Origin of the sequence: Williamsia muralis (assembly GCF_002735905.1) — a bacterium.
GTDB lineage: Bacteria > Actinomycetota > Actinomycetes > Mycobacteriales > Mycobacteriaceae > Williamsia > Williamsia muralis_A.
In genome coordinates, this window is sequence record NZ_PEBD01000002.1 from 64,939 (window position 1) to 91,218 (window position 26,280).

General features: G+C 64.3%; 21 protein-coding genes. 14 read left to right on the forward strand and 7 right to left on the reverse strand.

Annotated features, from left to right (window positions below):
• Window positions 1-2 precede the first annotated feature (2 nt).
• The 8 genes from CSW57_RS00305 (at window position 3) to CSW57_RS00340 (ending at window position 9,101) form a co-directional block, all read left to right on the forward strand.
• Entirely contained in the window at window positions 3-425 is a 423-nt protein-coding gene (locus tag CSW57_RS00305) for a YciI family protein (protein WP_099380967.1), read from the forward strand.
• Between the two features lie 59 nt (window positions 426-484).
• The gene (locus tag CSW57_RS00310; protein WP_099381013.1) at window positions 485-1,690 is read left to right on the forward strand and encodes an RNA polymerase sigma factor; all 1,206 of its coding nucleotides are present in this window, start codon (window positions 485-487) and stop codon (window positions 1,688-1,690) included.
• 83 nt (window positions 1,691-1,773) lie between these two features.
• Window positions 1,774-2,067 (forward strand): hypothetical protein, encoded by a 294-nt coding sequence (locus tag CSW57_RS00315; RefSeq protein ID WP_099381014.1) that lies wholly within the window; start codon window positions 1,774-1,776, stop codon window positions 2,065-2,067.
• Complete coding sequence (locus CSW57_RS00320) at window positions 2,064-2,888, forward strand: hypothetical protein (RefSeq protein ID WP_099380968.1); 825 nt, start codon at window positions 2,064-2,066, stop codon at window positions 2,886-2,888. Before CSW57_RS00315 ends, CSW57_RS00320 begins: the two co-directional genes overlap by 4 nt.
• Window positions 2,889-2,963: 75 nt before the next feature.
• Window positions 2,964-4,886 carry a fumarate reductase/succinate dehydrogenase flavoprotein subunit gene (locus CSW57_RS00325; RefSeq protein WP_099380969.1) on the forward strand — a complete coding sequence of 641 codons (1,923 nt, stop codon included), beginning with the start codon at window positions 2,964-2,966 and terminating at the stop codon, window positions 4,884-4,886.
• Window positions 4,887-4,922: 36 nt separating this feature from the next.
• Entirely contained in the window at window positions 4,923-5,669 is a 747-nt protein-coding gene (locus CSW57_RS00330) for a succinate dehydrogenase/fumarate reductase iron-sulfur subunit (protein ID WP_030173125.1), read from the forward strand.
• A gap of 196 nt (window positions 5,670-5,865) precedes the next feature.
• Window positions 5,866-7,728 carry a maltose alpha-D-glucosyltransferase gene (treS, locus tag CSW57_RS00335; RefSeq protein WP_189339089.1) on the forward strand — a complete coding sequence of 621 codons (1,863 nt, stop codon included), beginning with the start codon at window positions 5,866-5,868 and terminating at the stop codon, window positions 7,726-7,728.
• The gene (locus tag CSW57_RS00340; protein ID WP_099380970.1) at window positions 7,725-9,101 is read left to right on the forward strand and encodes a maltokinase N-terminal cap-like domain-containing protein; all 1,377 of its coding nucleotides are present in this window, start codon (window positions 7,725-7,727) and stop codon (window positions 9,099-9,101) included. The genes treS and CSW57_RS00340 overlap by 4 nt, the downstream gene beginning before the upstream one ends.
• Before the next feature lie 23 nt (window positions 9,102-9,124).
• On the opposite strand, the gene CSW57_RS00345 is transcribed toward CSW57_RS00340, so the two are convergent.
• Together CSW57_RS00345 and CSW57_RS00350 are read right to left on the reverse strand one after the other, a co-directional pair.
• Window positions 9,125-9,658 carry a 2'-5' RNA ligase family protein gene (locus CSW57_RS00345; RefSeq protein WP_099380971.1) on the reverse strand — a complete coding sequence of 178 codons (534 nt, stop codon included), beginning with the start codon at window positions 9,656-9,658 and terminating at the stop codon, window positions 9,125-9,127.
• A gap of 79 nt (window positions 9,659-9,737) precedes the next feature.
• The gene (locus CSW57_RS00350) at window positions 9,738-12,032 is read right to left on the reverse strand and encodes a molybdopterin-dependent oxidoreductase (RefSeq protein ID WP_099380972.1); all 2,295 of its coding nucleotides are present in this window, start codon (window positions 12,030-12,032) and stop codon (window positions 9,738-9,740) included.
• Window positions 12,033-12,075: 43 nt separating this feature from the next.
• Here CSW57_RS00350 and CSW57_RS00355 point away from each other — a divergent pair, with 43 nt between their 5' ends.
• Window positions 12,076-13,140, forward strand: coding sequence for an isocitrate/isopropylmalate dehydrogenase family protein (locus tag CSW57_RS00355; RefSeq protein WP_099380973.1), 1,065 nt, complete (start codon window positions 12,076-12,078; stop codon window positions 13,138-13,140).
• Here CSW57_RS00355 and CSW57_RS00360 read toward each other — a convergent pair.
• Window positions 13,137-13,931, reverse strand: coding sequence for a class I SAM-dependent methyltransferase (locus CSW57_RS00360; protein WP_099380974.1), 795 nt, complete (start codon window positions 13,929-13,931; stop codon window positions 13,137-13,139). The two genes, CSW57_RS00355 and CSW57_RS00360, sit on opposite strands and share 4 nt — an antisense overlap.
• Before the next feature lie 168 nt (window positions 13,932-14,099).
• Between CSW57_RS00360 and rpsA the strand changes: the two genes are divergently transcribed.
• From rpsA to coaE, 3 genes are all read left to right on the forward strand, one after another.
• Window positions 14,100-15,587, forward strand: a complete 1,488-nt coding sequence (gene rpsA / locus CSW57_RS00365) for a 30S ribosomal protein S1 (RefSeq protein WP_099380975.1) — start codon at window positions 14,100-14,102, stop codon at window positions 15,585-15,587.
• 83 nt (window positions 15,588-15,670) lie between these two features.
• Window positions 15,671-16,933 carry a zinc metallochaperone AztD gene (gene aztD / locus CSW57_RS00370; RefSeq protein WP_223248954.1) on the forward strand — a complete coding sequence of 421 codons (1,263 nt, stop codon included), beginning with the start codon at window positions 15,671-15,673 and terminating at the stop codon, window positions 16,931-16,933.
• Window positions 16,934-17,083: 150 nt separating this feature from the next.
• Window positions 17,084-18,010: a dephospho-CoA kinase gene (gene coaE / locus CSW57_RS00375; RefSeq protein WP_099380976.1), complete on the forward strand. Its 927-nt coding sequence runs from the start codon at window positions 17,084-17,086 to the stop codon at window positions 18,008-18,010.
• 6 nt (window positions 18,011-18,016) lie between these two features.
• Here the strand turns inward: coaE and CSW57_RS00380 are convergent, their stop codons facing one another.
• Window positions 18,017-18,529 (reverse strand): DUF402 domain-containing protein, encoded by a 513-nt coding sequence (locus CSW57_RS00380; protein ID WP_099380977.1) that lies wholly within the window; start codon window positions 18,527-18,529, stop codon window positions 18,017-18,019.
• Between the two features lie 119 nt (window positions 18,530-18,648).
• On the opposite strand from CSW57_RS00380, the gene uvrB reads away from it, so the two are divergent.
• Together uvrB and CSW57_RS00390 are read left to right on the forward strand one after the other, a co-directional pair.
• A complete protein-coding gene (uvrB, locus tag CSW57_RS00385) occupies window positions 18,649-20,808 on the forward strand; it encodes an excinuclease ABC subunit UvrB (RefSeq protein WP_099380978.1) in 2,160 nt (719 codons plus the stop codon).
• A 197-nt stretch (window positions 20,809-21,005) separates the two neighbouring features.
• Window positions 21,006-21,452 (forward strand): universal stress protein, encoded by a 447-nt coding sequence (locus tag CSW57_RS00390; RefSeq protein ID WP_023960716.1) that lies wholly within the window; start codon window positions 21,006-21,008, stop codon window positions 21,450-21,452.
• On the opposite strand, the gene CSW57_RS00395 is transcribed toward CSW57_RS00390, so the two are convergent.
• From CSW57_RS00395 to CSW57_RS00405, 3 genes are all read right to left on the reverse strand, one after another.
• Complete coding sequence (locus CSW57_RS00395; protein WP_099381017.1) at window positions 21,440-23,638, reverse strand: HelD family protein; 2,199 nt, start codon at window positions 23,636-23,638, stop codon at window positions 21,440-21,442. The two genes, CSW57_RS00390 and CSW57_RS00395, sit on opposite strands and share 13 nt — an antisense overlap.
• Window positions 23,639-23,868: 230 nt before the next feature.
• Entirely contained in the window at window positions 23,869-24,126 is a 258-nt protein-coding gene (locus tag CSW57_RS00400) for an HPr family phosphocarrier protein (RefSeq protein WP_099381018.1), read from the reverse strand.
• 50 nt (window positions 24,127-24,176) lie between these two features.
• Complete coding sequence (locus tag CSW57_RS00405; protein WP_099380979.1) at window positions 24,177-26,252, reverse strand: PTS fructose transporter subunit IIABC; 2,076 nt, start codon at window positions 26,250-26,252, stop codon at window positions 24,177-24,179.
• Window positions 26,253-26,280 lie beyond the last annotated feature (28 nt).

The window sequence follows — 26,280 nt, forward strand, 5'->3', positions numbered from 1 at the left end:
CAATGCGCTACATGCTGATCATGCGAACCAGTGAAGAAGCCATCGAAGCGAGTAAGTCGATGGCCTTCGAGGAGATCATCGCTGCCATGGGCGCGTACAACGAGTCGCTGATGAAGGCGGGTGTACTGCTCGCCGGTGAAGGCCTCTCGGGCGCAGAAGAAGGTTTCGTGGTGGACTTCGACTCCGACCCGCCGGTGGTCACCGACGGCCCGTACGCCGAGGCGAAGGAACTCTTCAGCGGCTTCTGGATCCTGCAGGTCGCGAGCAAAGAGGAAGCGGCGCAATGGGCTTCGCGTTGCCCGTTGGGTCCGGGCGTGAAGCTCGAGGTGCGCCGCGTCACCGAGGTCGAGGACTTCCCGGCCGACAACGAGTGGATTCAGAAGGAAGAGCAGTGGCGCGAGAAGCTCGATCAGCGCACCAGCTGATCTGAGCGCAGGTGAGTTCCAGCGACCCCATCCGCCGCACCGTCGACGCGGTGTGGCGGATGGAGGCGGCCAAGATCATCGCCACCCTGACACGGATGGTCGGTGATGTCGGTGTCGCCGAGGACCTGGCCCAGGAGGCGCTGGTCCAGGCGCTGACGCAGTGGTCGGAGTCGGGTGTCCCGCGGAATCCGGGCGCCTGGCTCACCTCGGTGGCCAAGCGAAGGGCAGTCGATGGCTGGCGTCGGCAGGAACGTCTCGACGCCAAGTATGCGGAGATGGCCCGCGACCTCGATTCCAGGCCGGATGCCGACCTCGGCTGGGACCCCGACCACATCGACGACGACGTGTTGCGGCTGGTCTTCGTCTCCGCCCACCCGGTGTTGTCGCGGGAGGGACAGATCGCTCTGACGTTGAGAGTCGTCGGTGGTCTCACCGCCGAAGAGATCGCCAAGGCGTTCCTCGTGTCCACGGCGACCGTTCAACAGCGAATCGTGCGCGCGAAGAAAACGCTCAGCGCAGCTCGGGTGCCGTTCGAGGTGCCGACCCGCGAGGACTATCCGCGCCGGCTCTCCGCCGTGCTGAGTGTGATCTACCTGGTGTTCAACGAGGGTTACGCCGCGTCATCAGGCGAGCGGTGGATCCGCACCGAGTTGTGCGACGAGGCGTTGCGGCTCGGGCGGATCCTGGCAGGACTCGTCCCCGACGAACCCGAAGTGCACTCGCTGGTGGCGTTGATGGAGTTCCAGGCATCACGTTTCGCCGCACGCACAGCACGAGACGGTTCGCCGATCCTGCTGGCCGACCAAGACCGCAGTCGATGGGACCGTATCCAGATCCGCCGGGGCGTCGCGGCGCTGGCTCGCGCCGACGCATGCGGTCGCGGACGCGGTCCCTACGGTCTGCAGGCGGCGCTGGCCGAATGCCATGCGAGCGCGCCGGCCGCCGAGGACACCGACTGGTCACGCATCGTCCTGCTCTACGAGGCGCTCGGCCGCCTGTCCCCGTCTCCGGTTGTCGAACTCAATCGTGCTGTCGCGGTCTCGAAGGCCTCTGGCCCGGCGGCAGCACTCGACATCGTCGACGGACTCGTCGCAGACGGTGCGCTGGCGCGCTCACACCTGCTCCCGGCGGTCCGCGGCGAGCTCTTGGGGCAGCTCGGGCGGGTTGAGGAGGCACGTACCGAATTGCTGGCTGCAGCGGAGATGACCGGAAACCAAAGGGAGCGAGACGTTCTCCTCGGGAAAGCCCGCGCATTCGACGCGTGACAGGACACATTGGTAAAAAGACGAGAATCCAGCGGCACCCCCAGTAGTGTGGTTGAAGTCACACATCGCTTGGAGGTATGGACATGGCATCAGCCGGTATGAACGAACTCCATCACAGCATCGGAGCTCTGCGGCACCACATCGTCGCGCTGAAATTGCAGTACGGGGACGCCGACTCGGTGCGCCGTCTGACCAATGATCTCGACCGGCTCGAGATCGACCTGCACGATTTCGAGCAGTCGCCACCGCGCATGCTGCGGCCACCGGTCAACAAGTCCGACGTGGTGTACGTACCCGACAGCAAGTCCGACGAGTCGGCATGGCTGGGCGCACAAGACGAAGGGCTGGGTTTCCACTCGCGTAAGCGGACGATGTGAGCGCCCCCGCGACTGAGCGGGGCACAACGGGAGTCTTTTCGCCGGGTCGGGCACGCATCTTGGTGCGCACCCTCCGCGAAGACCGGTGGTGGGTTCCGCCCTTGCTGACGGTGTTGGGACTCTCCGCGTTCATCATCTACGCCACGGTGCGCTCGTTTGTCCGCAGCGCGTACTGGGTCGAGGACTATCACTACCTCACGCCGTTCTATTCACCCTGTCTCAGCGAGTCGTGCGTGCCCGGCTCGAGTCACTTCGGCACTCCGTTCCCGGAACTGCCCATCTGGATTCCGCTCGGGTTCGTGGTGTTGCCGTTCCTGCTCGGTTTCCGATTGACCTGCTATTACTACCGCAAGGCCTACTATCGCTCGATCTGGTTCTCGCCGCCGGCGTGCGCGGTCGCCGAGCCACACAGTCGCTATACGGGGGAGACGCGGCTACCGCTGATCATCCAGAACGCGCATCGGTACTTCTTTTATGCGGCGGTCATCGTGTCGGTGATCAACACCTACGACGCTCTCACGGCATTCCACGGCAAAGGTGGGGGCTTCGGTTTCGGTCTTGGCAACGTGATCCTGATCGCCAACGTGGTGTTGCTCTGGATCTACACGATCTCGTGCCATTCCTGTCGGCATGTCACCGGCGGCCGCCTCAAACACTTTTCCGCTCATCCCATCCGATACCGGGTGTGGACGCAGGTGTCCAAGCTCAACACCCGGCACATGCAGTTCGCCTGGATCACGCTGGGCACGCTTGTCCTCACCGATTTCTACGTGATGCTCGTTGCCAGCGACACGATCTCGGATCTGCGATTTGTGGGTTGATCTCTTGCCTCACAGCATATTTCGAGTGATGGATCCCCAGTCATCCCACTCTCACCCCAGAGGAGTCAACTGTAGATGACCGAAACAGAACGGCATCAGTACGACGTCGTGGTCATCGGCGCCGGTGGCGCAGGCCTGCGTGCGGTCATCGAGGCCCGAGAACGAGGCCATTCGGTGGCGGTGGTCTGCAAATCGCTGTTCGGCAAGGCGCACACCGTGATGGCCGAAGGCGGTTGCGCGGCGTCGATGGGTAACGCCAACTCGAAGGACAACTGGCAGACGCACTTCAAGGACACCATGCGCGGGGGCAAGTTCCTCAACAACTGGCGGATGGCCGAGTTGCACGCCAAAGAGGCACCGGACCGGGTCTGGGAACTGGAGACCTACGGTGCATTGTTCGACCGAACCGAGGACGGCCGGATCTCGCAGCGGAACTTCGGCGGGCACACCTATCCTCGCTTGGCACATGTCGGCGACCGGACGGGTCTGGAGCTGATCCGCACCATGCAGCAGAAGATCGTGTCTCTGCAGCAAGAAGACTTCGCTGCCACCGGGGATTACGAGTCGCGTATCAAGGTGTTCGCCGAATGCACGATCACCGAGCTGCTCAAGGACGGCGACGCGATTTCAGGTGCCTTCGGGTATTGGCGGGAGTCGGGCAGGTTCGTCCTGTTCGAGTCGCCGGCGGTGGTGCTGGCAACCGGCGGGATCGGTAAGTCGTTCAAGGTCACCTCCAACTCATGGGAGTACACCGGCGACGGGCATGCCCTGGCACTGCGGGCCGGCGCCAGCTTGATCAACATGGAGTTCATCCAGTTCCACCCAACCGGGATGGTGTGGCCTCCCAGCGTCAAGGGAATCCTGGTGACCGAGGGTGTGCGCGGCGATGGCGGAGTTCTGAAGAACACCGACGGCAAGCGCTTCATGTTCGATTACATCCCACCGGTGTTCAAGGGCCAGTACGCCGAGACCGAAGAAGAGGCCGACGAATGGCTGGCCGACAACGACAGTGCCCGGAGGACTCCCGACCTCTTGCCACGAGACGAAGTGGCCCGGGCCATCAACGAGGAGGTCAAGGCCGGACGCGGTACGCCGCACGGAGGGGTGTTCCTCGACATCGCATCGCGGATGCCGGCAGACGAGATCATCCGTCGGCTGCCGTCGATGCATCATCAGTTCAAAGAACTGGCCGACGTGGACATCACCGCCGAACCGATGGAAGTGGGTCCCACGTGCCACTACGTGATGGGCGGTATCGAGGTGGACCCGGATACCGGTGCGGCCGCGGTTCCGGGTCTGTTCGCGGCAGGGGAGTGCTCTGGCGGGATGCACGGGTCGAATCGACTCGGCGGCAACTCGTTGTCCGATCTGCTGGTGTTCGGCCGTCGGGCCGGACTCGGGGCAGCGGCGTACGTGGAATCGCTCGAGTCGCACCCGACGGTGTCCGACGACGACATCGACCGGGCAGCCAAGTTCGCGCTCGCGCCTTTTGATCCACCCGCCGAGGGCAAGCCCGAGAATCCGTACACGCTGCAGATAGACCTCCAGCAGGCCATGAACGATCTGGTCGGCATCATTCGCAAAGCTGACGAGGTCGAGGAAGCCATCGAAGTCCTCGCCGAGATCCGCGGTCGGCTCTCCGGGATGCAGGTGGAAGGCCACCGCCAGTTCAACCCGGGTTGGCACCTTGCTGTCGACCTGCGCAACATGCTGATCGTCTGCGAGTGCGTGGCCAAGGCAGCGCTGATGCGCACCGAGAGTCGCGGGGGTCACACGCGCGACGACTACCCGGGGATGGACTCGGCCTGGCGCAACACACTGCTGGTCTGTACGGCCGACGGGTCAGGCGACGATCCCGTTCCGGAGGTCTCGATCGAGAAGAAGGAACAGGTTCAGATACGGCCGGAGCTCCTCGAGCTCTTCGACTTCGACGAGATCGAGAAGTACTACACGGCCGACGAGATCTCGGGGCATCCGAATGCCGGCGCCGGGGCATGACCGTGCGCTCAGCGCCGACGAGGCAGGAGATTCGACATGGGGTATGACGCCAACTTCCGGATCTGGCGCGGGGACATAGAGGGTGGTGAACTGCAGGACTTCACCGTCAACGTGAACGAGGGCGAGGTGGTACTCGACATCATCCACCGGCTCCAGGCCACCCAGACGCCCGATCTGGCGGTGCGCTGGAACTGCAAGGCAGGCAAGTGTGGCTCGTGCTCGGCTGAGGTGAACGGCCGGCCAAAGCTGTTGTGCATGACCAGGATGTCGACCTTCACCGAGGCAGACGTCATCACCGTGACCCCACTGCGCACGTTCCCGGTGATCCGGGACCTCGTCACCGACGTGTCGTTCAACTACCAGAAGGCCCGTGAGATCCCGTCGTTCACGCCGCCGCCGGGCCTCAAGGCGGGGGAGTACCGGATGAAGCAGGTGGACGTCCAGCGCTCTCAGGAGTTCCGCAAGTGCATCGAGTGTTTCCTCTGCCAGGACACCTGCCACGTCGTCCGCGATCACGAGGAGAACAAGGAGCAGTTCGCCGGCCCCCGCTATCTGATGAGGATCGCCGAACTGGACATGCACCCGCTCGACGTCGCCGAACGTCGCGATTCGGCGCAGGCAGAGCACGGCCTGGGGCTGTGCAACATCACCAAGTGTTGTTCAGAAGTATGCCCCGAGCACATCAAGATCACCGACAATGCGCTGATCCCGATGAAGGAACGTGTTGTGGATCGCAAGTACGATCCACTGGTCTGGTTGGGTAACAAGCTGTTTCGGCGCTGAACCCTCGGTGTTCGGCTCCTGGTCGGCAATTGCCGGGTGAGAAGCCGTCCGGAGCGGCCATCGGCCGGCGGATATCGGCTTTGCGGTAGCGGATGTGTGGCTTCGGCGGAATCCGGGTATGTGCGACCCGAACCAACGCTGCGTTCAGCACGTAGGGTTGGTCACGTCAACCGCCGAGCCGATCGACGAGGTGTGCATGCCGCTGGAGAACCCCCTGAACCCGCTCGAACCGCCGGTGCCGCCACCGGACACGGGCGACGCCGAGCACACTGCGGACGGCCATCTGGTCGAAGCGCAGTCAGACGACTTCGCTCATGCGAAGCCGTTGCGCGTCGACAACGACTGGTTCAAGAAAGCGGTGTTCTATGAGGTGCTGGTTCGAGCATTCAACGACTCCAACAACGACGGCGTCGGTGATCTCCGCGGCCTGATCGAGCAACTCGACTACCTGTCGTGGTTGGGCGTCGATTGCCTGTGGTTGCCGCCGTTCTACGACTCGCCGCTGCGCGACGGCGGGTACGACATCCGGGATTTCCGTACGGTGCTGCCCGAGTTCGGCACGGTGGACGACTTCGTAGAGCTCCTCGAGCAGGCTCATCGCCGGGGGATCCGGATCATCACCGACCTGGTCATGAATCACACGTCGGACACCCATCAGTGGTTCCAGGAATCACGGACCGACCCTGACGGTCCGTACGGCGACTACTACGTGTGGGCCGACGACGACTCGGGCTACTCCGACGCCCGGATCATCTTCGTCGACACCGAGATCTCCAACTGGACGTGGGATCCTGTTCGCGGCCAATACTATTGGCATCGATTCTTCTCCCATCAGCCCGATCTCAACTACGACAACCCCGAAGTCGCGACCGCGATGATCGACGTGATGCGGTTCTGGCTCGACCTGGGCATCGACGGCTTCCGCCTCGACGCCGTGCCGTACCTGTTCGAGCGCGAGGACACCAACTGCGAGAACCTCTCGGAGACGCACGAGTTCTTGCGGCGTTGCCGCAAGGTCGTCGACGACGAGTACCCCGGCCGAGTGTTGCTGGCCGAAGCCAACCAGTGGCCCGCAGATGTGGTGGATTACTTCGGTGAACCCGAGGAGGGCGACGAATGCCACATGGCATTCCACTTCCCGCTGATGCCGCGCATATTCATGGCCGTTCGGCGACAGAACAGGTTCCCCATCTCGGAGATCCTGGCTCAGACACCCGCGATCCCGAAATCCGCTCAGTGGGCGATCTTCCTGCGTAATCACGACGAGTTGACCCTCGAGATGGTCACCGACGAGGAACGTGACTACATGTACTCCGAGTATGCGAAAGACCCTCGGATGAAGGCGAACATCGGTATTCGCCGCCGCCTCGCACCGTTGCTCGACAACGACCGAAATCAGCTCGAACTGTTCACCGCGCTGCTGCTGAGTCTGCCGGGTTCGCCGATGCTGTACTACGGCGACGAGATCGGCATGGGCGACAACATCTGGCTCGGCGACCGGGATTCGGTTCGTACCCCCATGCAGTGGACGCCGGACCGCAACGCCGGGTTCTCCCGTACCGATCCGGCCCGGATGTATCTGCCGGTGATCATGGATCCCACCTACGGCTTCCAGTCGGTGAACGTGGAGGCGCAGATGAATTCCACGAATACCTTGCTGCACTGGACCAGGCGGATGATCGAGGTACGCAAGCAGCACCCGGCATTCGGCCTCGGGACGTTCACGGAGCTTGGCAACAACAACCCGTCTGTGCTGACATATCTGCGTGAACTCGCCCCGTCGAACGAGGAACGTCGTTCCAGCGACGTAATTCTGTGCGTGAACAACCTGTCGCGTTTCCCGCAAGCGGTCATCCTCGACCTCTCGCCGTTCGACGGCCGGATACCGGTGGAACTGACGGGATCGATCCCGTTCCCGAAGATCGAGGGTCACGACTACATGGTCACCCTGCCGGGTCACGGGTTCTATTGGTTTGCTTTGCAACCCGATCCGGCTGACGCCAATGTTGCCCCGGGTTATCCGCTGAGCAGTGAAGCAGAGGCGGCGGTGCAGCCATGACCACTCCCGTACCCAGCGACGAACAGCTCGCCGTTGATCTCCGGAGCTGGCTGCCGAGTCAGCGCTGGTTTTCCGGCAAGGACCGAACGATCGCCGAGGTTCGGGTGGTGTTGCGCGTTCCACTCCTCGACGAGGAGGGGTTCGCCGCCGAACACGTACTGGTCGAAGTAGATTTCGATGCGGGTCCGCAGCAGCGTTATCAGATCCCGCTCGGGTTCCGGACACATTTGTCCGACCCACTGCTGACCTGGTCACTGCCCGAACCACCGTCGGAAGTCGCTGCGGGATACGACGGACTGCACGACCCGGAGATCCTCGGCCGGTACCTCACCGCGCTGGCCGGTCAGGAAGACCTCGGCCCGCTGGCGTTCCGGACGCTGCCCGACGTCACCATCGACCTCGCCGATACGGGCCGAAGTCTGGGTGTGGAACAGTCGAATACGTCGGTGGTGTACGGAGAGTCGCTGCTGTTCAAAGCTTTTCGTCAGGTCGAAGTCGGCATCAATCCTGATGTGGAACTCCATCGGGCGCTCAGCGAGGTGGGGTGTGAGCACGTCGCCGCTCTGCGTGGCTGGGTCGAGACCGAGATTGACGGTGAGACCACGACGTTGGGCATGGCTCAAGAATTCGTCGAGAACGCCGCCGACGGCTGGAGCATGGCGTTGGTCAGTGTGCGAGATCTCTTCGCCGAAGCCGATCTGCACGCAGCAGAACTCGGCAGCGACTTCGCGGGCGACGCAGAACGTCTCGGTGCCGCGGTCGCTCACGTACATGCCGACCTCGCAGCAGGCCTCGGCACGGAAGAGCGCCAGGCTTCCGACCTCGCGATCGATGAGATGCGCGCTCGGCTCGATGCGGCCGCCGAAGCCATCCCTGACATCGCCGAGTACCGCGATGGCGTGCTCCGCGTGTACGACGAGGCCGCACAGGCCGGCCCGACCATGATCCAGCGGGTGCACGGTGACCTCCATCTCGGCCAGGTCCTGCGGACGCCCTGGAAATGGCTGCTCATCGACTTCGAGGGCGAGCCGGTGAAGTCGGTTGCGGATCGTCGTAAACCCGACAGCCCGCTACGAGATGTTGCGGGAATGCTGCGGTCGTTCGACTACGCCGGACACCATCTGCTGGGGGAGAAGTCGCCCAATCGAACCCACCAGCGCGAGTTCCGTGCCAGTGAGTGGGTCGAACGGAACTCGTCGGCATTCTGTGACGGCTACGCAGCGGTCACCGGGACAGATCCGCGCGCATCGTCAGCGCTGTTGCGGGCGTACGAACTGGACAAGGCCGTGTACGAAGCGGTGTACGAGGCGCGACACCGGCCGTCGTGGCTGCCGTTGCCACTGAGTGCGATCGCCAGGCTCGTCGCGCACTGACCTGCGTGCGCGACGGCCACCACTCAAGCTCTGGGTAGTAGGTGGAACTCTTCGCGGCTGTCACCGTTCCACCGTCGCAACCCGGCTACGGTGGCGGTGAAGGTATCGGGCGAATTGTTGAGCGCCGCAGCGACCTCGGCGATGTGCCCAGGCTCGAGCCGTCGCGCGAGCGTCACGTGTGGGGTCCAACTCCCCGGCGTCACATGCTGCAGAGGTTCACCCGTCATGTGCAAGGCGGCCGTGCGATAGACGGCCGCATGCAGGTGCAACAACGGCAGTGACGGCACCACGAGACGCGCCGCAGTGGCGCGTCGCCCCCTGAAGATCAGCAGGGCGCCGATGTTTACGGACATCCCCACCACGTCCGTCATCGCCACGAGGGTCGAGTCGATGGCGGGGTCGATCGCGTCCGCGGCGACAAGGGTGACGTGAGGCCGATTGGACGTCGACCGGATGTTGCCCTGACTGGGGAGACCTGCTTCGGTCAGCGCGGCCCACTGTTCACCGATGACGGTGTCGGTGTTCTCGTCGAAGATCAGCTCTATCGAATGCGCCATCAGCGCTCACCTCGTCCGGTTTGTGTCGAAAAGCTGAGCGGCGCAGCAGGAACGGCCCGACGGTTGGATTGGCGCCGCGTCATTGTTGCCTCGACCACGCGTGATGGTCGTGGACGACAACAGGTGCACGGTCGCCGTCGTATCTCTCGATCTCGACCCTCACCAATTGTCCGGTCGAGCCCTGCGCGAGCCGTGAGGTGCCCACGTCAGGAGCGAGCACGTTCGGATTGCCGTGCACACAGTCGGCGACGTTCGGTGCGCTGTAGTCGTACCAGGCTCCCGTAGAAATCTGTGCGACATGCCGCGCAACGTGCTCATCGAGCACCGCTCCGGCCAGCATCTGCGCAGTCTCGCTGCGGACCAGCACAACATCGCCTTCGTTGATCGAGCGCGCTGCGGCATCGTCGGGGTGGAGGCGAATCGGTTCTCGCCCCTGCACTTTCGAGGCCGCGCTGTACGCGCCGTGGTCGAGCTGGCTGTGCAACCTCGTCTTTGGGTTGTTGGCGATAAGGCACAGTGGGTAGGTACCCGAGCCGAGCCCGGCCACCTCTGGCGGCGCAAGCCACGCCGGATGCGCCGGACAGTCGTCGTACCCGAAACCGTCGATTGTGTCCGAAACAATCTCGATCAGGCCGCTCGGGGTCGCCAACGGGTGGGCGATGGGGTCGTTGCGGAAGTCCTGGTACATCACGTGATCTGCCATCGCGCCGTGAAGATCGAGCCGCCCCTTTTCCCAGAACTGCGCGAAGTCTTCTCGGGGCCGGTACGGGTCGGGAGTCACCGCACGCCACTGCTCGTACATCTTCTCCAGCCAGGCGAGTTCGTCCAGGTTCTCGGTGAACTCTTCGTGGATTCCGAGTCGTTTGCTCAGGTGCGAGAATACGTCGTAGTCGTTCATCGACTCACCGACGGGAGAGGTGATCTGTCGCATGGCAACCATCGCCTCGTCGAAACGTCCGCAGCCGATGTCGTTGCGTTCGAGTGTGGTGGTCACCGGGAACACGATGTCGGCGTGGCGTGCGGTCGCCGTCCAGAACGGTTCGTGCACGATGACGGTCTCGGGTCGCCCGAACGCGTGTCGGAGGCGCCCGAGATCTTGGTGATGGTGGAAGGGGTTGCCGCCGGCCCAATAGATCAGGCGGGTGTCCGGGTAGTTCATGGTCGTGCCGTTGAATTCGTAGCTCTCACCGGGGTGCAACAGCATGTCTGCGATGCGGGCGACCGGGATGAACTCACGCACCGGGTTGTAGCCCTGACGAAACGTGGGCAGGTCGTACGGGAGTTTGGCGGCGCCCATCCCTCCCGTCGAGCCGTAACCGTGCCCGAAACCCCCACCGGGCAGCCCGATCTGACCGAGGAACGCGGCCAGTGCGATGGAGGCCCACAGGGGCTGTTCGCCGAATGATGCCCGCTGCAGCGACCACGACGTGGTCACCATGGTCCTCGACGACGCCATCCGTCGTGCCAGTGCCGTGATGGTCCCGGCGTCAATACCGCAGATCTGCGCTGCCCAGCGTGCGTGTTTGACCACGCCGTCCGACCGACCGCAGAGGTAGTCGACGAATCGGTTGGTACCCGCGCAATGGTCGTCGAGAAACTCTTTGTCCCACAGCTTCTCGTCGAGAAGCACCCAGCACAGCGCCAGCATCAGGGCGGTGTCGCTCGCCGGGGTGATGGGTATCCACCGGTCCCGCGGTTGTAATTCGAAGTCGTCCGCCAGGGGGCTGATCAAGACGAACTCGGCACCGTTGTCACGGGCGACGTCGATGGCACCTCGGACGATGTGTTTGCTGACCCCTCCGGCGTTGATCTGGAAGTTCTTGGCGGGGAACCCGCCGAAACACACGAACAACTCGGTGTGTTCACTCATCACCTGCCAGGTGGTCGGCTCGTACAGCGGCTCCAGGCCGCCGACCACATGGGGGAGCAACGTCTCTGACGCTCCGTGGCTGTACGTGTGCCGTGACCGGGTATATCCGCCGAGGCAGTTGAGGAATCGATGCAGTTGGCTCTGTGCATGGTGGAAGCGGCCCGCGCTGGCCCAGCCGTACGAGCCACCGAAGATCGCGGTGTTGCCGAATGTGGAACGCACACGCTCCAATTCGCGCGCGGCCAGGTCGAGCGCGTGGTCCCAGGTCACCTCCACGAACTCGTCGTCGCCCCGTGCGCCTGCACCCGGTCCGTCGTCCAGCCATCCGCGGCGGACGTAGGGATGCAGAATGCGTGCACGGGTATCGAGTGATGCCGGGATGTTGCCGAGCAGGGCCGAAGGGTCGGGATCGTCGGCGTCCGGGATGACACGCAGTCCGTCGGATTCGACGGATGCAGTGAACAAACCCCAGTGAGAGCTGTTGCCCAGTGCTTCGTTCGGCATGTGGCCAAGTGTCGCAGCAGTCCGGTCTGGAAGCATCGGTGCCATGACACACCCGTATCGGATCGGTCTGATCGACGGCGACGGAATCGGGCCGGAAGTTGTGCCCACAGCGGCCCGGATCGTGGAAGCGGCGGTCGGTGCCGCCGGTCGCGCAGTCGAGTGGGTACCGCTCGACATCGGATGCGCCGCCATCGAGTCGTACGGGGATGCGATCCCGCAGAAAACGTTGGCTGCCCTGGACGAATTGGAGATGTGGATACTCGGGCCGCACGATTCGGCGGGGTATCCGCCGGAGCACCGCACCGGCTTGACCCCGGGTGCGCTCATCCGCAAACGCTTCGATCTGTTCGCCAACATCCGTCCGGCAAAGGCCTATTCGGGCATACCGGCGGTGAACCCGCGGATGGATCTGATCATCGTGCGCGAAAACAGCGAAGGGCTGTACGCAGACCGAAACATGGCGCGGGGCACGGGGGAGTTCATGCCGACACCGGATGTGGCGTTGGCGGTCGGGGTGGTCACCCGAGAGGCGTCGACACGAATTGCGGTGTCCGCGTTCGAGCTCGCGATGACCCGTCGAAAACGGGTGACCATCGTGCACAAGGCGAATGTGCTGACGATGACAACCGGATTGTTCCGGGACGTGTGCCGCGACGTCGGCAGGCAGTACCCGGAGGTCGAGGTCGATGAGCAACATGTCGATGCCATGGCGGCGCACCTCGTCCGTCGAGGACACGAGTTCGATGTGGTGGTCACCGAGAACCTCTTCGGCGACATCCTGTCCGACCTCGCCGCGGAGCTGGCCGGTTCACTCGGTACCGCCGCGTCGGTGAACAGCTCGGCCGACAAGGCGATGGCGCAGGCCGCGCACGGGGCTGCCCCCGACATCGCCGGGCGAGGCCTGGCCAACCCGGTGGGCATCATCGGCTCGGCGGCGCTGCTGCTGGACTGGCAGGCCGCGCGAACCGGGGACGGCGCAGCGGCCGTCGCGGCAGACGCGATTCGCGATGCGGTCGAGTCCGTGATCGCCGGTGGTCTCAGCACTCCCGACCTCGGAGGGGCGGCCACCACCGAGGAGTTCACGGCCGCCGTCCTGGACCGGTTCTAAGCGGGTTTGGTGCAACAGAAGATCGCGGTGCCCGGGAAGTAGTGACCGCGCAGCGGACTCCACTGGCCCCACTCCTGGTCGAAACCCTCGGGCCACTCCGGCTCGATCAGATCGACGAGAAGCAGTCCGGCGTCGCGGATCTCCCGGATGCGGTCGCCCAGCGTCCGATGGTGCTCGACGTAACTGACGGTGCCATCGCTCTCGGTCTCGACATACGGCGTCCGGTCGAAGTAGGGGAGCATGACCGTCAGGCCGGCAGGCCCTGGGTCGTCCGGAAAGGCCCACCGCATCGGGTGGTTGACCGAGAACACCCACCGGCCACCCGGTTTGAGCACCCGCGCCACCTCCGCCATCACCCCGGCCGAATCGGCCACGAACGGCACGGCGCCGAACGCCGAGCAGACGATGTCGAAGACGTTGTCGGCAAACGGCAATTGCTCGGCGCCGGCCTGGACGAGCCCCGGCTGTGGACCGCCCGGGGCCATGGCCACCTGCCCGCGCCGCAACATCTCTCGGGAGAGGTCCAGGCCGATCACCCGCGCGCCCTGCGCGGCAAGCCAACGACTGCACGGTGCAGAACCGCAACCCACCTCGAGAACGACGCGGTCGGCGACCTCCCCGAGCAGTCGGACGTCCTCTTCGCGTAGCCCTTCGGGACACCACACGAAGTCTCCGTCGGCGCTTTCGGCACCGAGAAAAGCCCCGTGCTCCTCGTGGTAATTCTCTGCATCGGCGTCCCACCAGCGGCGATTCGCAGATACGCTGGTTCGCGAGTCGATTCTGGTGCGCATCAGGGGTTGTGGTTTCGGGGTATTTGCCCAGCCCAGCGGGCCTGGCGTATCCTCAGACACGCGCGTGCCTGAGCCCGCGTGGTTCTTCATGCCGGTCACTCATCTGTGGCCACTGTTGATCCCGCATTACTGTCCCTACAACCCAACCTGTCCGGAGCCATCTAACATATGCCGTCCACGACCATTACCTCACCACAAGTAGCCGTTAACGATATCGGCTCGGCTGAGGATTTTCTTGCCGCCATCGATGCCACTATCAAGTACTTCAATGATGGCGACATCGTCGAGGGCACCATCGTCAAGGTTGACCGCGACGAAGTGCTGCTCGACATCGGTTACAAGACCGAGGGAGTGATCCCGTCCCGCGAACTGTCCATCAAGCACGACGTCGACCCCAGCGAGGTTGTCAGCGTCGGCGATGAGGTGGAAGCACTCGTCCTCACCAAGGAGGACAAAGAGGGTCGGTTGATCCTGTCCAAGAAGCGCGCTCAGTACGAGCGTGCGTGGGGCACCATCGAAGAGCTCAAGGAAAAGGACGAGGCCGTCAAGGGCACCGTCATCGAGGTCGTCAAGGGCGGCCTGATCCTGGACATCGGTCTGCGCGGATTCCTCCCCGCATCGCTGGTGGAGATGCGTCGCGTGCGCGATCTGCAGCCGTACATCGGCAAGGAGATCGAAGCCAAGATCATCGAGCTGGACAAGAACCGGAACAACGTCGTCCTGTCGCGCCGCGCGTGGCTGGAGCAGACGCAGTCCGAGGTGCGCAGCGAGTTCCTGCACCAGCTCCAGAAGGGCCAGGTCCGCAAGGGCGTCGTGTCCTCGATCGTCAACTTCGGCGCATTCGTCGATCTCGGCGGCGTCGACGGCCTGGTGCACGTCTCCGAGCTGTCTTGGAAGCACATCGATCATCCGTCCGAGGTTGTCGCAGTGGGCGACGAGGTCACCGTCGAGGTTCTCGACGTCGATCTCGACCGCGAGCGGGTCTCGTTGTCGCTCAAGGCAACTCAGGAAGATCCGTGGCGTCAGTTCGCCCGTACGCATGCCATCGGGCAGATCGTGCCGGGTAAGGTCACCAAGCTGGTTCCGTTCGGTGCGTTCGTGCGCGTCGAAGAGGGCATCGAAGGCCTCGTCCACATCTCGGAGCTGGCCGAGCGCCACGTCGAGGTGCCGGACCAGGTTGTCGCGGTCGGCGACGACGCGATGGTCAAGGTCATCGACATCGACCTCGAACGTCGCCGGATCTCGTTGAGCCTTAAGCAGGCCAACGAGGACTACACCGAAGAGTTCGACCCGTCGAAGTACGGCATGGCCGACAGCTACGACGAGCAGGGCAACTACATCTTCCCCGAGGGCTTCGACTCCGAGACCAACGAATGGCTCGAAGGTTTCGAGAAGCAGCGGGAAGCGTGGGAGTCGCGCTACGCCGAGGCCGAGCGTCGTCACAAGATGCACACCGCTCAGATGGAGAAGTTCGCCGCTGCCGCCGAGGCCGCTGCCAACGCTCCGACCGACTACTCGTCGGATTCCGCTGACAAGGCCGGTGGTGACGCCGCATCCGCGACGTCCTCGTCGTCGTCGGCGCCGAAGAGTGGTGGATCGCTTGCCAGCGACGAGCAGCTCGCTGCTCTACGCGAGAAGCTGTCCGGCAACGCCTGATAGAGCTCTGACAAGAACGCCCCCGGCCTTTCTGGCCGGGGGCGTTTTTCGTGGTCTGTACATGCACGTATCGCGTTTTGACAATGATTATCATTACCAAGGATCATCAAATCGTGAAATCTACTCGTGCTCCAAGGATCGTGTCGCTCCTCTCGGCGGTTGGCTTGCTAGCCGCCTGCGGAAGTGATGGCGGTTCCAGTGATTCGACTTCAACCCAGAGTTCGGCGGCGGCCTCGTCTGCCGTCGAACAACAATCGGCCACACCTCGGTTGGCATACACACACGAGACCGGCATCGAGGTCCTCGATGCCGAGTCGCTCGAGCCGGTGGGTGAGGTGGAGACCGAAGGGTTCATTCGCCTCAACCCGGCCGACGACGGACGGCACCTGTTCGTTTCGCAGTCGGACGGTTTCACCGTCTTCGACATGGGAACGTGGACGCGCCAGCACGGCGACCACGGCCACTATTACACGGCCCCGCCGGCGATGACGGACCTGAGGTTCGGCGGCGAAGAGCCGGGCCACGTGGTCCCGCACGATGGCCGGATCACCTTGTTCTCTGACGGCACCGGCGAGATCGATGTCGTACCCCCCGCGGAACTGTCCCGCGGCAACGCCGAGTCTGAAAAGCATCAGGTCCCTCCGCATCACGGTGTTGCGGTCGCACGTGAAGACGGCACCTTGGTGACCACTGTCGGCACCGAGGAGTCGCGTAACGGCATCCAGATCCTGGGGCCGGACAACGCGGTGCTGGCCACCAACGACCAGTGCCCAGGCGTCCACGGTGAGGCGATGGCCGCCGACGGAACACTTGCTTTCGGATGCCAGGATGGCCTGCTTGTCGTGCGGGGCAACGACATTCGGAAGGTCACCAGCCCTGATCCCTACGGCCGTATCGGAAATCAGGCCGGGTCGGAATCTTCACCGGTGGTACTGGGTGACTACAAGGTGGACAAAGATGCAGAGCTCGAACGGCCTACTCGGGTCACCTTGACCAACACCGAGTCAGGTGAGCTGGCATTGGTAGAACTCGGCACCAGCTACAGCTTCCGTTCACTTGGCCGCGGCCCCGACGGGGAGGCGCTCGTGCTCGGAACCGACGGCGACATCCACGTGATCGACCCGCAGACCGCCGCGGTCACGCGCAAGATCGAAGCAGTGGGGGACTGGACCGAACCTGTCGAGTGGCAAGACCCGCGCCCGACACTCTTTGTCATGGATTCGGTGGCCTACGTGACCGATCCGAGTGCCAACAAGCTGGTGGCGGTCGACCTCACCAACGGAACCAAGATCGCCGAGACCCAGCTGGACAACACCCCGAATGAGCTGTCGGGTGTCAGTGGCTGAAACGACGTGACCGCCACCGCTTGATGCTTCGGCTCCGATACGTGACACGCTCGTCGAACAAGGACCCGACGGACTCGACCACGATCGGCAGGCGCCACAGATCGCAACCCTGCTGCGCATGCGCACTCGCCGATCTGTGACACTGACCACGTGATTCGAGTAGGTCTGACCGGCGGTATCGGAGCCGGCAAGTCAACGGTGGCGCGCACTCTCGTCGATCGCGGTGCATACATCATCGACGCCGACGTGATCGCCCGCGAGGTGGTGGCTCCGGGCACCGACGGACTGTCTCAACTGGTCGCCGCCTTCGGAGACGACATCTTGGCGGCGGACGGGAGTCTTGACCGGGCAGCCTTGGCCGCCAAGGCCTTTGTCGATGACGAGCAACGCAAGAAGCTCAACGCCATCACGCATCCATTGGTCGGTGCCCGCGCGTTCGAGCTCCTCGAGGCCGCTCCGGATGACGCCGTGGTGGTCCAGGACATACCCCTGCTGGTCGAGAACGGCAGCGCTCCTTTCTTCCATCTCGTGGTCATCGTCCACGCTGCCGAAGAGGACAGGGTGGCGCGGTTGACCGGCCAGCGCGGTATGCCCGAAGCCGATGCCCGGGCGCGGATCAAGGCGCAGGCCTCCGAGGCGGACCGCCGAGCCGTCGCCGACGTCTGGCTCGACAACAGTGGTGGTCCCGACGATCTGGCGGCCCTGGCCCACCACCTGTGGGACGAGCGACTTGTTCCCTACGAACGCAACGTGCGCACCCGGACGTGCGCCCGGCGTCCGGAGAACGTGGTGGATCACCGCCCGGAGTGGTCGCTCCAGGCCACCCGGCTGAGCAATCGGTTGCGTCTTCTAGGTGCGGAGAAGATCGTGGGCGTGACCCATGTCGGGCCAACGGCATCCGCCGGGGAAAGGGCCGCCGACGTTCTCGACTTCGAAGTGCAGCTCGCTCCGGAGTGTGATCCGGCCGATCTCGACGATGCCCTCGCCGACGGGGGTTTCCCGGCGCTGACACCTGGACTGCACGCCAACGCCGATCCCGGCCGCGCGGTCACCATCCGTTTGACCACCCCGAGCTGAACGCATTCAGTCCCAGTTCAGTTCGGCGCCTTGCGCTGCCAGCCAGGATTCGACGTCGTGGTTGTGCTCGGCGGCACCCGCCATCGTGCGTGCAGCGATGCGCACTGCCGCCTCGGCCCGGTCGTGGGGCAGCAGCCACGCCGCGTGTGCGTCGAAGAGCTCGTCGACGTCCTCGAGCTCGAGCGGCCGTCCGGGGCGGTCGATCAGGTCGAGGTACCAGTCCTCGGAATGCCAGCGGCCGTGTGCGTCGGGACCGGTGAACATCCCGACGTCGATGTAGAGCCGCTGGTCACGCTCGAAGCCGGCTCGGTAATGGAAGATGCTGACGCGTAGACCGAAGCCCGGGAGCAACCAGGACTGCAGGCGGTGAAACTCGGCGTGGTCGGCAGGGCGGTCCATGTAGAGCCCGAAGTCGGTGGTCCGGTAGGTGTCCACCTGTCGCCGGAATCCTTTCGGATCGGTGTTCGTGCCCGCCGCGACGTCGAAGACCTCGTGTTTGGGTGGATGCAACGCGGCCATGCAGCACGCTAACCCACCGCGGCGCGACGAGATCGACGCCGAGCCGGTGCGTCTCCTGTGTTCGCGCACGGCGCATTCGGAGGGCGCCGCTTGTCGGACGTCGCGTTTACTCTGGATACATGGCTTTTGCAGCAGAACATCCGGTCGTTGCGCACTCGGAATTCCGGCCGGTCGGGGAGATCGAGCGGTCACACGCACCTTTTCAGGTGGTCAGTGACCACAAGCCGGCCGGTGACCAGCCGACAGCGATCAAGGAACTCGAGCAGCGTCTGCGTGCCGGGGAGAAGGACGTGGTACTCCTCGGTGCCACCGGCACCGGTAAGTCCGCGACCACGGCATGGCTGATCGAGAAGGTGCAACGCCCGACCCTGGTGATGGCACCGAACAAGACGCTCGCCGCGCAGCTCGCCAACGAACTGCGGGACATGTTGCCGCACAACGCAGTCGAGTACTTCGTCTCGTATTACGACTACTACCAGCCCGAGGCGTACATCGCTCAGACCGACACCTACATCGAGAAGGACTCCTCGATCAACGACGATGTCGAGCGCCTCCGGCACTCGGCCACGTTCAACTTGCTGTCGCGGCGGGACGTGGTGGTGGTGGCCTCGGTGTCGTGCATCTACGGTCTCGGTACCCCGCAGTCGTATCTCGACCGTTCGGTTCATCTGGACGTCGGCCAAGAGGTCGACCGGGATGCGTTGCTGCGACTGCTCGTCGACGTGCAGTACACCCGCAACGACGTGAGTTTCACCCGCGGCAGCTTCCGGGTCCGCGGCGACACCGTCGAGATCATCCCGTCGTACGAGGAACTGGCCGTCAGGATCGAGTTCTTCGGCGACGAGATCGAGGCGTTGTACTACCTGCACCCCCTGACCGGTGACGTGGTGCGTCAGGTGGAGAACCTTCGCATCTTCCCAGCGACGCACTACGTCGCGGGGCCCGACCGGATGGAGCGGGCCATCGCCTCTATCGAGGCCGAACTCGAGGAGCGGCTCGCCGAACTCGAAGGCAAGGGCAAGTTGCTCGAGGCGCAGCGCCTGCGGATGCGCACCAACTATGACGTCGAGATGATGCGGCAGGTCGGGTTCTGCTCGGGCATCGAGAACTACTCGCGGCACATCGACGGTCGCGGTCCGGGTACCGCGCCGGCAACGCTCATCGACTATTTCCCCGAGGACTTCCTGCTTGTCATCGACGAGTCGCATGTCACGGTTCCGCAGATCGGTGCCATGTACGAGGGCGACATGTCGCGTAAACGAAACCTGGTGGACTTCGGCTTCCGTCTGCCCTCGGCCGTGGACAACCGGCCACTGACGTGGAGTGAGTTCGTCGATCGGATCGGGCAGACGGTGTATCTGTCGGCAACTCCAGGTCCTTATGAGTTGGGTCAGGCCAACGGTGAGTTCGTCGAACAGGTGATCCGGCCGACCGGTCTGGTCGATCCGCAGGTGGTGGTCAAACCCACCAAGGGGCAGATCGACGACCTGGTGCACGAGATCAAGCTGCGCACCGACAAGGACGAACGCGTTTTGGTGACCACCCTGACCAAGAAGATGTCCGAGGACCTCACCGACTATCTGTTGGAGCTGGGCATCAGGGTGCGATATCTCCACTCTGAGGTCGACACTCTGCGCCGCGTGGAACTCCTCCGGCAGCTGCGTACCGGTGAGTACGACGTCCTGGTCGGAATCAACCTGCTCCGCGAGGGGCTCGACCTTCCCGAGGTGTCGCTCGTGGCCATCCTCGACGCCGACAAGGAAGGGTTCTTGCGCAGCACCACCAGCCTCATCCAGACGATCGGTCGTGCGGCGCGAAACGTGTCCGGTGAAGTGCACATGTACGCCGACAAGATCACCGATTCGATGCGCAACGCCATCGACGAGACCGACCGCCGTCGCGAGAAGCAGATCGCCTACAACAAAAAGATGGGCGTCGACCCGCAGCCGCTGCGAAAGAAGATCGCCGACATCCTCGACCAGGTGTACGAGGAAGCCGAGGACAACGCCGTCGCGATCGGCGGGTCGGGGCGCAACTCGAGTCGCGGCCGCCGGGCCCAGGGCGAGCCCGGCCGGTCGTCGTCGTCCTCGGGTGTCATCGACTCGCGCGACGTCTCGGCCATGCCTCGTGCCGAGCTCGCCGACCTCATCGCTGCACTCACCGACCAGATGATGAATGCGGCGCGGGATCTGCAGTTCGAGCTCGCCGGCCGATTGCGAGACGAGATCGCGGACCTCAAGAAGGAGCTGCGTGGCATGGATGCAGCCGGAATCCGCTGAACCCGGCCGACTGTGATCGTCATGACGATGGGCTGTTCTGCCTGGTCAGCGGTACGTCTGACGGTCCCGTCGGCCAATACCACGTAATCGAACGGCCGTTACGGGATACCCTCTCCACGGAAGATGCCGCCCGGGGTGGCAGGGGCACGGACAATCGTCGGCGCCCGTGATCTACACAGAACATTGATGGAGGATGGATGAGCGCATACCAGACCGTCGTTGTGGGAACCGATGGTTCTGAATCGTCGATGAAGGCGGTTGAGCGGGCAGGCGCGATCAGTGGTGACAAAGCGCAACTGATCATCGCTTGCGCCTACTTTCCGACTGACGATCGTGACGTTTCCGCAGTCTCGGATGTGCTCAAGGAAGAGGCGTACCAGGTCCACGGATCTGCGCCCACCGAAGAGATCCTGCGAACGGCGCGCGAGCGTGCGGCCAACGCCGGGGGTGGCAACATCTCCACCCGGCCCGTGGTCGGATCACCTGTCGACGCACTGCTGAACCTCGTCGCCGACAGCAAGGCCGATCTGCTTGTCGTCGGTAACAAGGGTCTGAACTCGATTGCAGGACGGCTGCTGGGTTCGGTGCCCGCCGATGTTGCGCGCAAGTCGAAGTGTGACGTCCTGATCGTTCACACGGTCTGAGCAGGCGCCCGGAGCGGTTCGGGCAACTCGGCGTTGTGCACAATCGCCAACTGCTGAGTTGCCCGGGTCAGCGCCACGTAGAGGTCGCCCCACCCGCGTGCCGACTGGCCGACGATCATGGCCGGTTCGACCACGACTGTGCGGTCGAACTCCAATCCCTTGCACTGCGCCACGGTCAGTACCGACAGTTCGGGTGAGTTCTCGATCTCTCCGGTCACCGCCCGGATCTGGTCCACCAGTCCGTCCGGCGCAATGATCGCTGCAATGCCGTCGAGTGATGCCGTGGCCAGTTTGGCCGCGGTGGCCGGAAGGTCGTCGACCGACGTCCGCTCGAACGTCGGGGCCTTGCCGCTCGATCGGATCGAGTTCGGGGCGGCCATGTCGGGGTCGATGCGTTCGAGAATCGGGGCAGCCACGGCCATGATCTCGCTGGGCGTCCGGTAGTTCACCGTCAGGTCGTACTTACGCCAGCGCCGTGCCACGTAGGGGCTGAGAACTTCGTCCCATGACGTGGTGCCCGCCGGATCTCCGGTCTGCGCAGTGTCGCCGATGACCGTCATCCAGCGGTTCGGTATGCGGCGCATGATCATTCGCCAGGCCATTGCCGACAACTCCTGGGCTTCGTCGACGATCACGTGACCGAAGGCCCACGTGCGGTCGTTGTAGGCGCGCTCGGCGGTTGTCAGGGCAACTCTGGTGGTCTGTCGCGCAGCGAGCTGCTCGGCGTCGATGAGGTCGTAGGCCATCAAGATCTCGGGGTCCAGCTCGTCTTCGAGGTCTTGCGGTGCCGAACCGGTCAGGATGTCGAGGGCGTCCTGTGCCTCGGACAGCTTCTGTCGCCACTGGGCTCGCTCACGTTCTTCGTCACCGTCGTCGTCGACGCCGATGATCTCCGCGAGCTCGTCGAGCAACGGCGCGTCGGCTGCGCTGAATCCGCCGCGCTGCGTACGCAGGATGGACTGACGCTCCTTGTCGGACCATGTCGGGGTCGCGGAGGCAATCCGTTCGGGTGAGGTCAACAGGTCCGCCAGGACCACCTGTGGGGAGAGCTGCGGCCAGAAGTGTGCCAGGGCGGCATTGATGTCGGGGTCGGCCCGCATCTCGTCGCGGATGTCGGCGATGTCCATGTTGCTCAGCAACTGCGATCCGTCGATCAGGCTTGCGCCGATCCGCTCGGCGTGCTGCTGCGCCAGCGAATCGAACGCCGACCGCAGGAAGACCGATCGAGCGTGATTGTGTGGGCGCCGAGACGATCGTGCCCGACCCCTGGCGCGCTGGATCACCTTGCTGCTGATCGTGAGTGGGTAGCCGTCGAACCTCAGCTCGATGGGCGACTTCGGCAGTTCCTGCCGATCACGTACGGCCTGCCGCAGTACATCGACGATCGCGAGGTCGCCTTTGAGAGTGGTGGCGACGGGGTTGTCGGTCAACGATGCCCGTACGCCCGGGTAGAGGTCGCCGACGGTGGACAGCAATACGCCGCTCTCGCCGAGGGAGGGGAGCACCTGGCCGATGTAGTTCAAAAAGGTGGTGTTGGGGCCCACGATGAGGACACCGCTGCGCGCGAGGGTGTCGCGGTAGGTGTAAAGCAGATACGCCGCACGGTGCAGGGCCACCGCCGTCTTCCCGGTTCCCGGTCCGCCCTGCACCACCAGGACGCCGCGGTGCGAGGCACGGATGATCTCGTCCTGCTCACGCTGGATGGTCTCGACGATGTCGGTCATGTGCCCGGTGCGGGCGGCATTCAAGGCGTTGATCAGCGCGGATTCGTTCACGACGTCGCCGTGACCGGTGGTGTCGGCATCCTCGAGTTCGGTCATGTCGAGCCGCTCGTCGTTGACGGCGGTGATCTTGCGGTTGCGGGTTCGGATGTGGCGACGGACTTGCACGCCCTCTGGAGAGGCTGGGGTGGCCAGATAGAACGGCCGGCTCATCGGTGCGCGCCAGTCGAGCAGCAGGGTGCTGTCCTGCTCGTCGTCGTCCAGGATGCCGATACGGCCGATACGGCGAACCTCCCCGGTCTCGAGATCGAGACGACCGAAATAGAGGTTGTGTTCGGCGGCATCGAACTTTGTCAGATCGTCGGTGTAGAGGCGCTCGTAGGACTCACGCTCGGACCGGGCCTGCGGCGTTCCGCCGGTGTCGCGGAGGGCAGACGCCAACCGCGACTGGGTGTTGCGGCGCATCCGGTCCAATCGGCCGTACACCCGGTCGAGATGACGCTGTTCAGCCTCGAACACGATCCTCCTCGTTGTGGTGGAGCAAAAATAGTGCCAAAGGATAACGCGGTGGCCCGGGAGATCGTTCCCGGACCACCGCGTCGTGAGTTGTCCATCATCGAGGGGGCCGCACCGGCTGTCACAACCGGGGCGGGCGTTCGGGCGTCGAATCGAGAGTCGAGTGCACCGCCCGCCGGTCAGGCGTCGAGGTCTGACGCCACCAGTTTGACAATGGTGTCCAGTGCCGCTTGGTCTTCGCTCTCGACAGTGACCTCGGTGCCGGCGGTGGCGCCGAGGGTCATGATGAGAAGGGCCGACCCGGCATCTACCGGTTCGCCGCCCGCGACCGAAAGAGTTACCGGGACACCGGCTTCGGCGACTGCTTCGGCGATGACAGCGGCGGGGCGGGCGTGCAGGCCGACTGACGAACCGACGGCGACGTTGGTGCTGGGCATGATTTCTCCTTTGTTGACAATTGGTTTCGTGAGTTCTGACATCTGGTGGGTCAGGCGGTGGCGAGAACCTTCGACTTCGCTGCCTGTGGCTTACGGGGCTTGATCAGCTGCTTGGCTCCGACGACACATGCGGCCGAGACCGCGGTGCCGATGGCCAGCGACAGGAAAAACCATCCGATTCCACCGATCGCGAACGACACGAAGATGCCGCCGTGCGGCGCGCTCAACGTGGCACCGGTGGCCATGATCAATCCGCCGGTGACTGCACCGCCGGCCATCATCGAGGGGATGACACGCAGCGGGTCGGCGGCCGCAAACGGGATTGCGCCCTCGGAGATGAACGAGGCACCCAAGAGCCATGCTGCCTTGCCGTTCTCCCGTTCTGCTTCGGTGAACAAGCCGGGTCGAACCGTCGATGCCAGTGCCATCGCCAGCGGGGGAACCATGCCGGCAGCCATCACTGCGGCCATGATCTTGAGCGACGCATCATCTGTGACCGACAGGCCTGCGACGGCGAACGCGTACGCGGCCTTGTTGACGGGGCCGCCGAGGTCGAAGCACATCATCAGACCCAGGATGATCCCGAGCAGGATGGCCGAGGAACCGGAGAGCCCGTTGAGCCAGTCGGTCAGTCCGTCGGTGATCGCGGCGAGGGGCTTGCCGAGCACCACGAACATCAGGACACCCACGATCAGGGAGGCGAAGAGCGGGATGACCACCACAGGCATCAATCCGCGAGCCCACTGGGGTACCCCGATCCGGCCGATCCACAGAGCGGCGAAGCCCGCGATCAGGCCACCGACGAGGCCACCGATGAATCCCGCACCGACGAACACTGCGACCGCACCGGCGGTGAAGCCGGGTGCCAGTCCGGGCCTGTCGGCTATCGCGAAGGCGATGTACCCGGCGAGCGCCGGGACAAGGAAGCTGAAGGCGAGTGACCCGAGTTGGAAGAGCACTGCACCGAGGTAGGTCTTCAGCCCACCGTCGGGCAGTTGTGTCAGAGAGTTGTCGAGAGTGATCTTCTCGGCGGTGTCGGTGATCTCGTAGCCCGCGAGCAAGAACCCCAGGGCGATGAGCAGACCTCCGGCGGCGACGAACGGGATCATGTAGCTCACGCCGGTCAGCAGGATCTGCCGTAGACGTGTACCCCAGCCGACACCGGTGCTCGCTGCCGCGCTGTCGCCGCCGGTGGCCGCGTCACCTGCGACCTTGGCCGCGGAGGGGTCGAGGCTGGCGCGCAACGCCTCGGTGACCATGGCGTCCGGCTCATTAATCGCCCGCTTGACGCCGGACGCCACCACCGGTTTGCCCGCGAATCGCTCACGGCCTTTCACGCCGACGTCCGTGGCGAAGATGACAGCCCCCGCATCGGCGATGATCTGGGCCGCAAGGGGAGTGCTGCCACTCGAACCCTGCGTTTCGACATGCACGGTCACGCCGGCCCGCTCGCCCGCGGCGACCAGGGAGTCCGCTGCCATGTAGGTGTGTGCGATGCCTGTCGGGCACGCCGTCACCGCGACGAGGGTCTTGTTCGGGACGTCGGAGCCGTCGGTGCCGGTCGGCGTCGTGTCGGCAGGGTCGGTGGTGGCCGCCGGAGCGGCTAGGGTCGAGGCGGCTGACGCCGGCGGACCCGCCGGCGTGGCGGGCGCGAGTACCTCCTCCACAAGGGCGACCACGTCGATGGGAGTGGCCGCTGCTCGCAGCGACGCCACGAATGCCGGCTTGACCAATGCGCGCGCAAGACTGGACAGCAGCTTCATGTGTTCGGAACCGGCGCCTTCGGGTGCGGCGATCAGGAACACGAGGTCGGCGGGGCCGTCCGGCGCGCCGAAATCGACTTTCGGCGACAGGCGGGCGAAACCGAGAGATGCGGTGGCGATCGACGCATCCCGGCAATGTGGGATGGCGATGCCGCCCGGCAGGCCGGTTGCCGACTGGGACTCACGTGCCAGGGCAGCGGCTTTGAGCGCATCGACGTCGGACGTGCGGCCATCTGCTGCGAGCCGATGGGCCAGCGCGTCGATGACAGCATCTTTGGTGGTGCCCAGATCGGCGTCGAGCGCGATCAGTTCCGGGCTGATGATCGCCGGTGCTGAACCGGCTCGGATCGTCGGGTGGGACATGGCTTTTCCTTAGGGGGTGGTGGAGCCG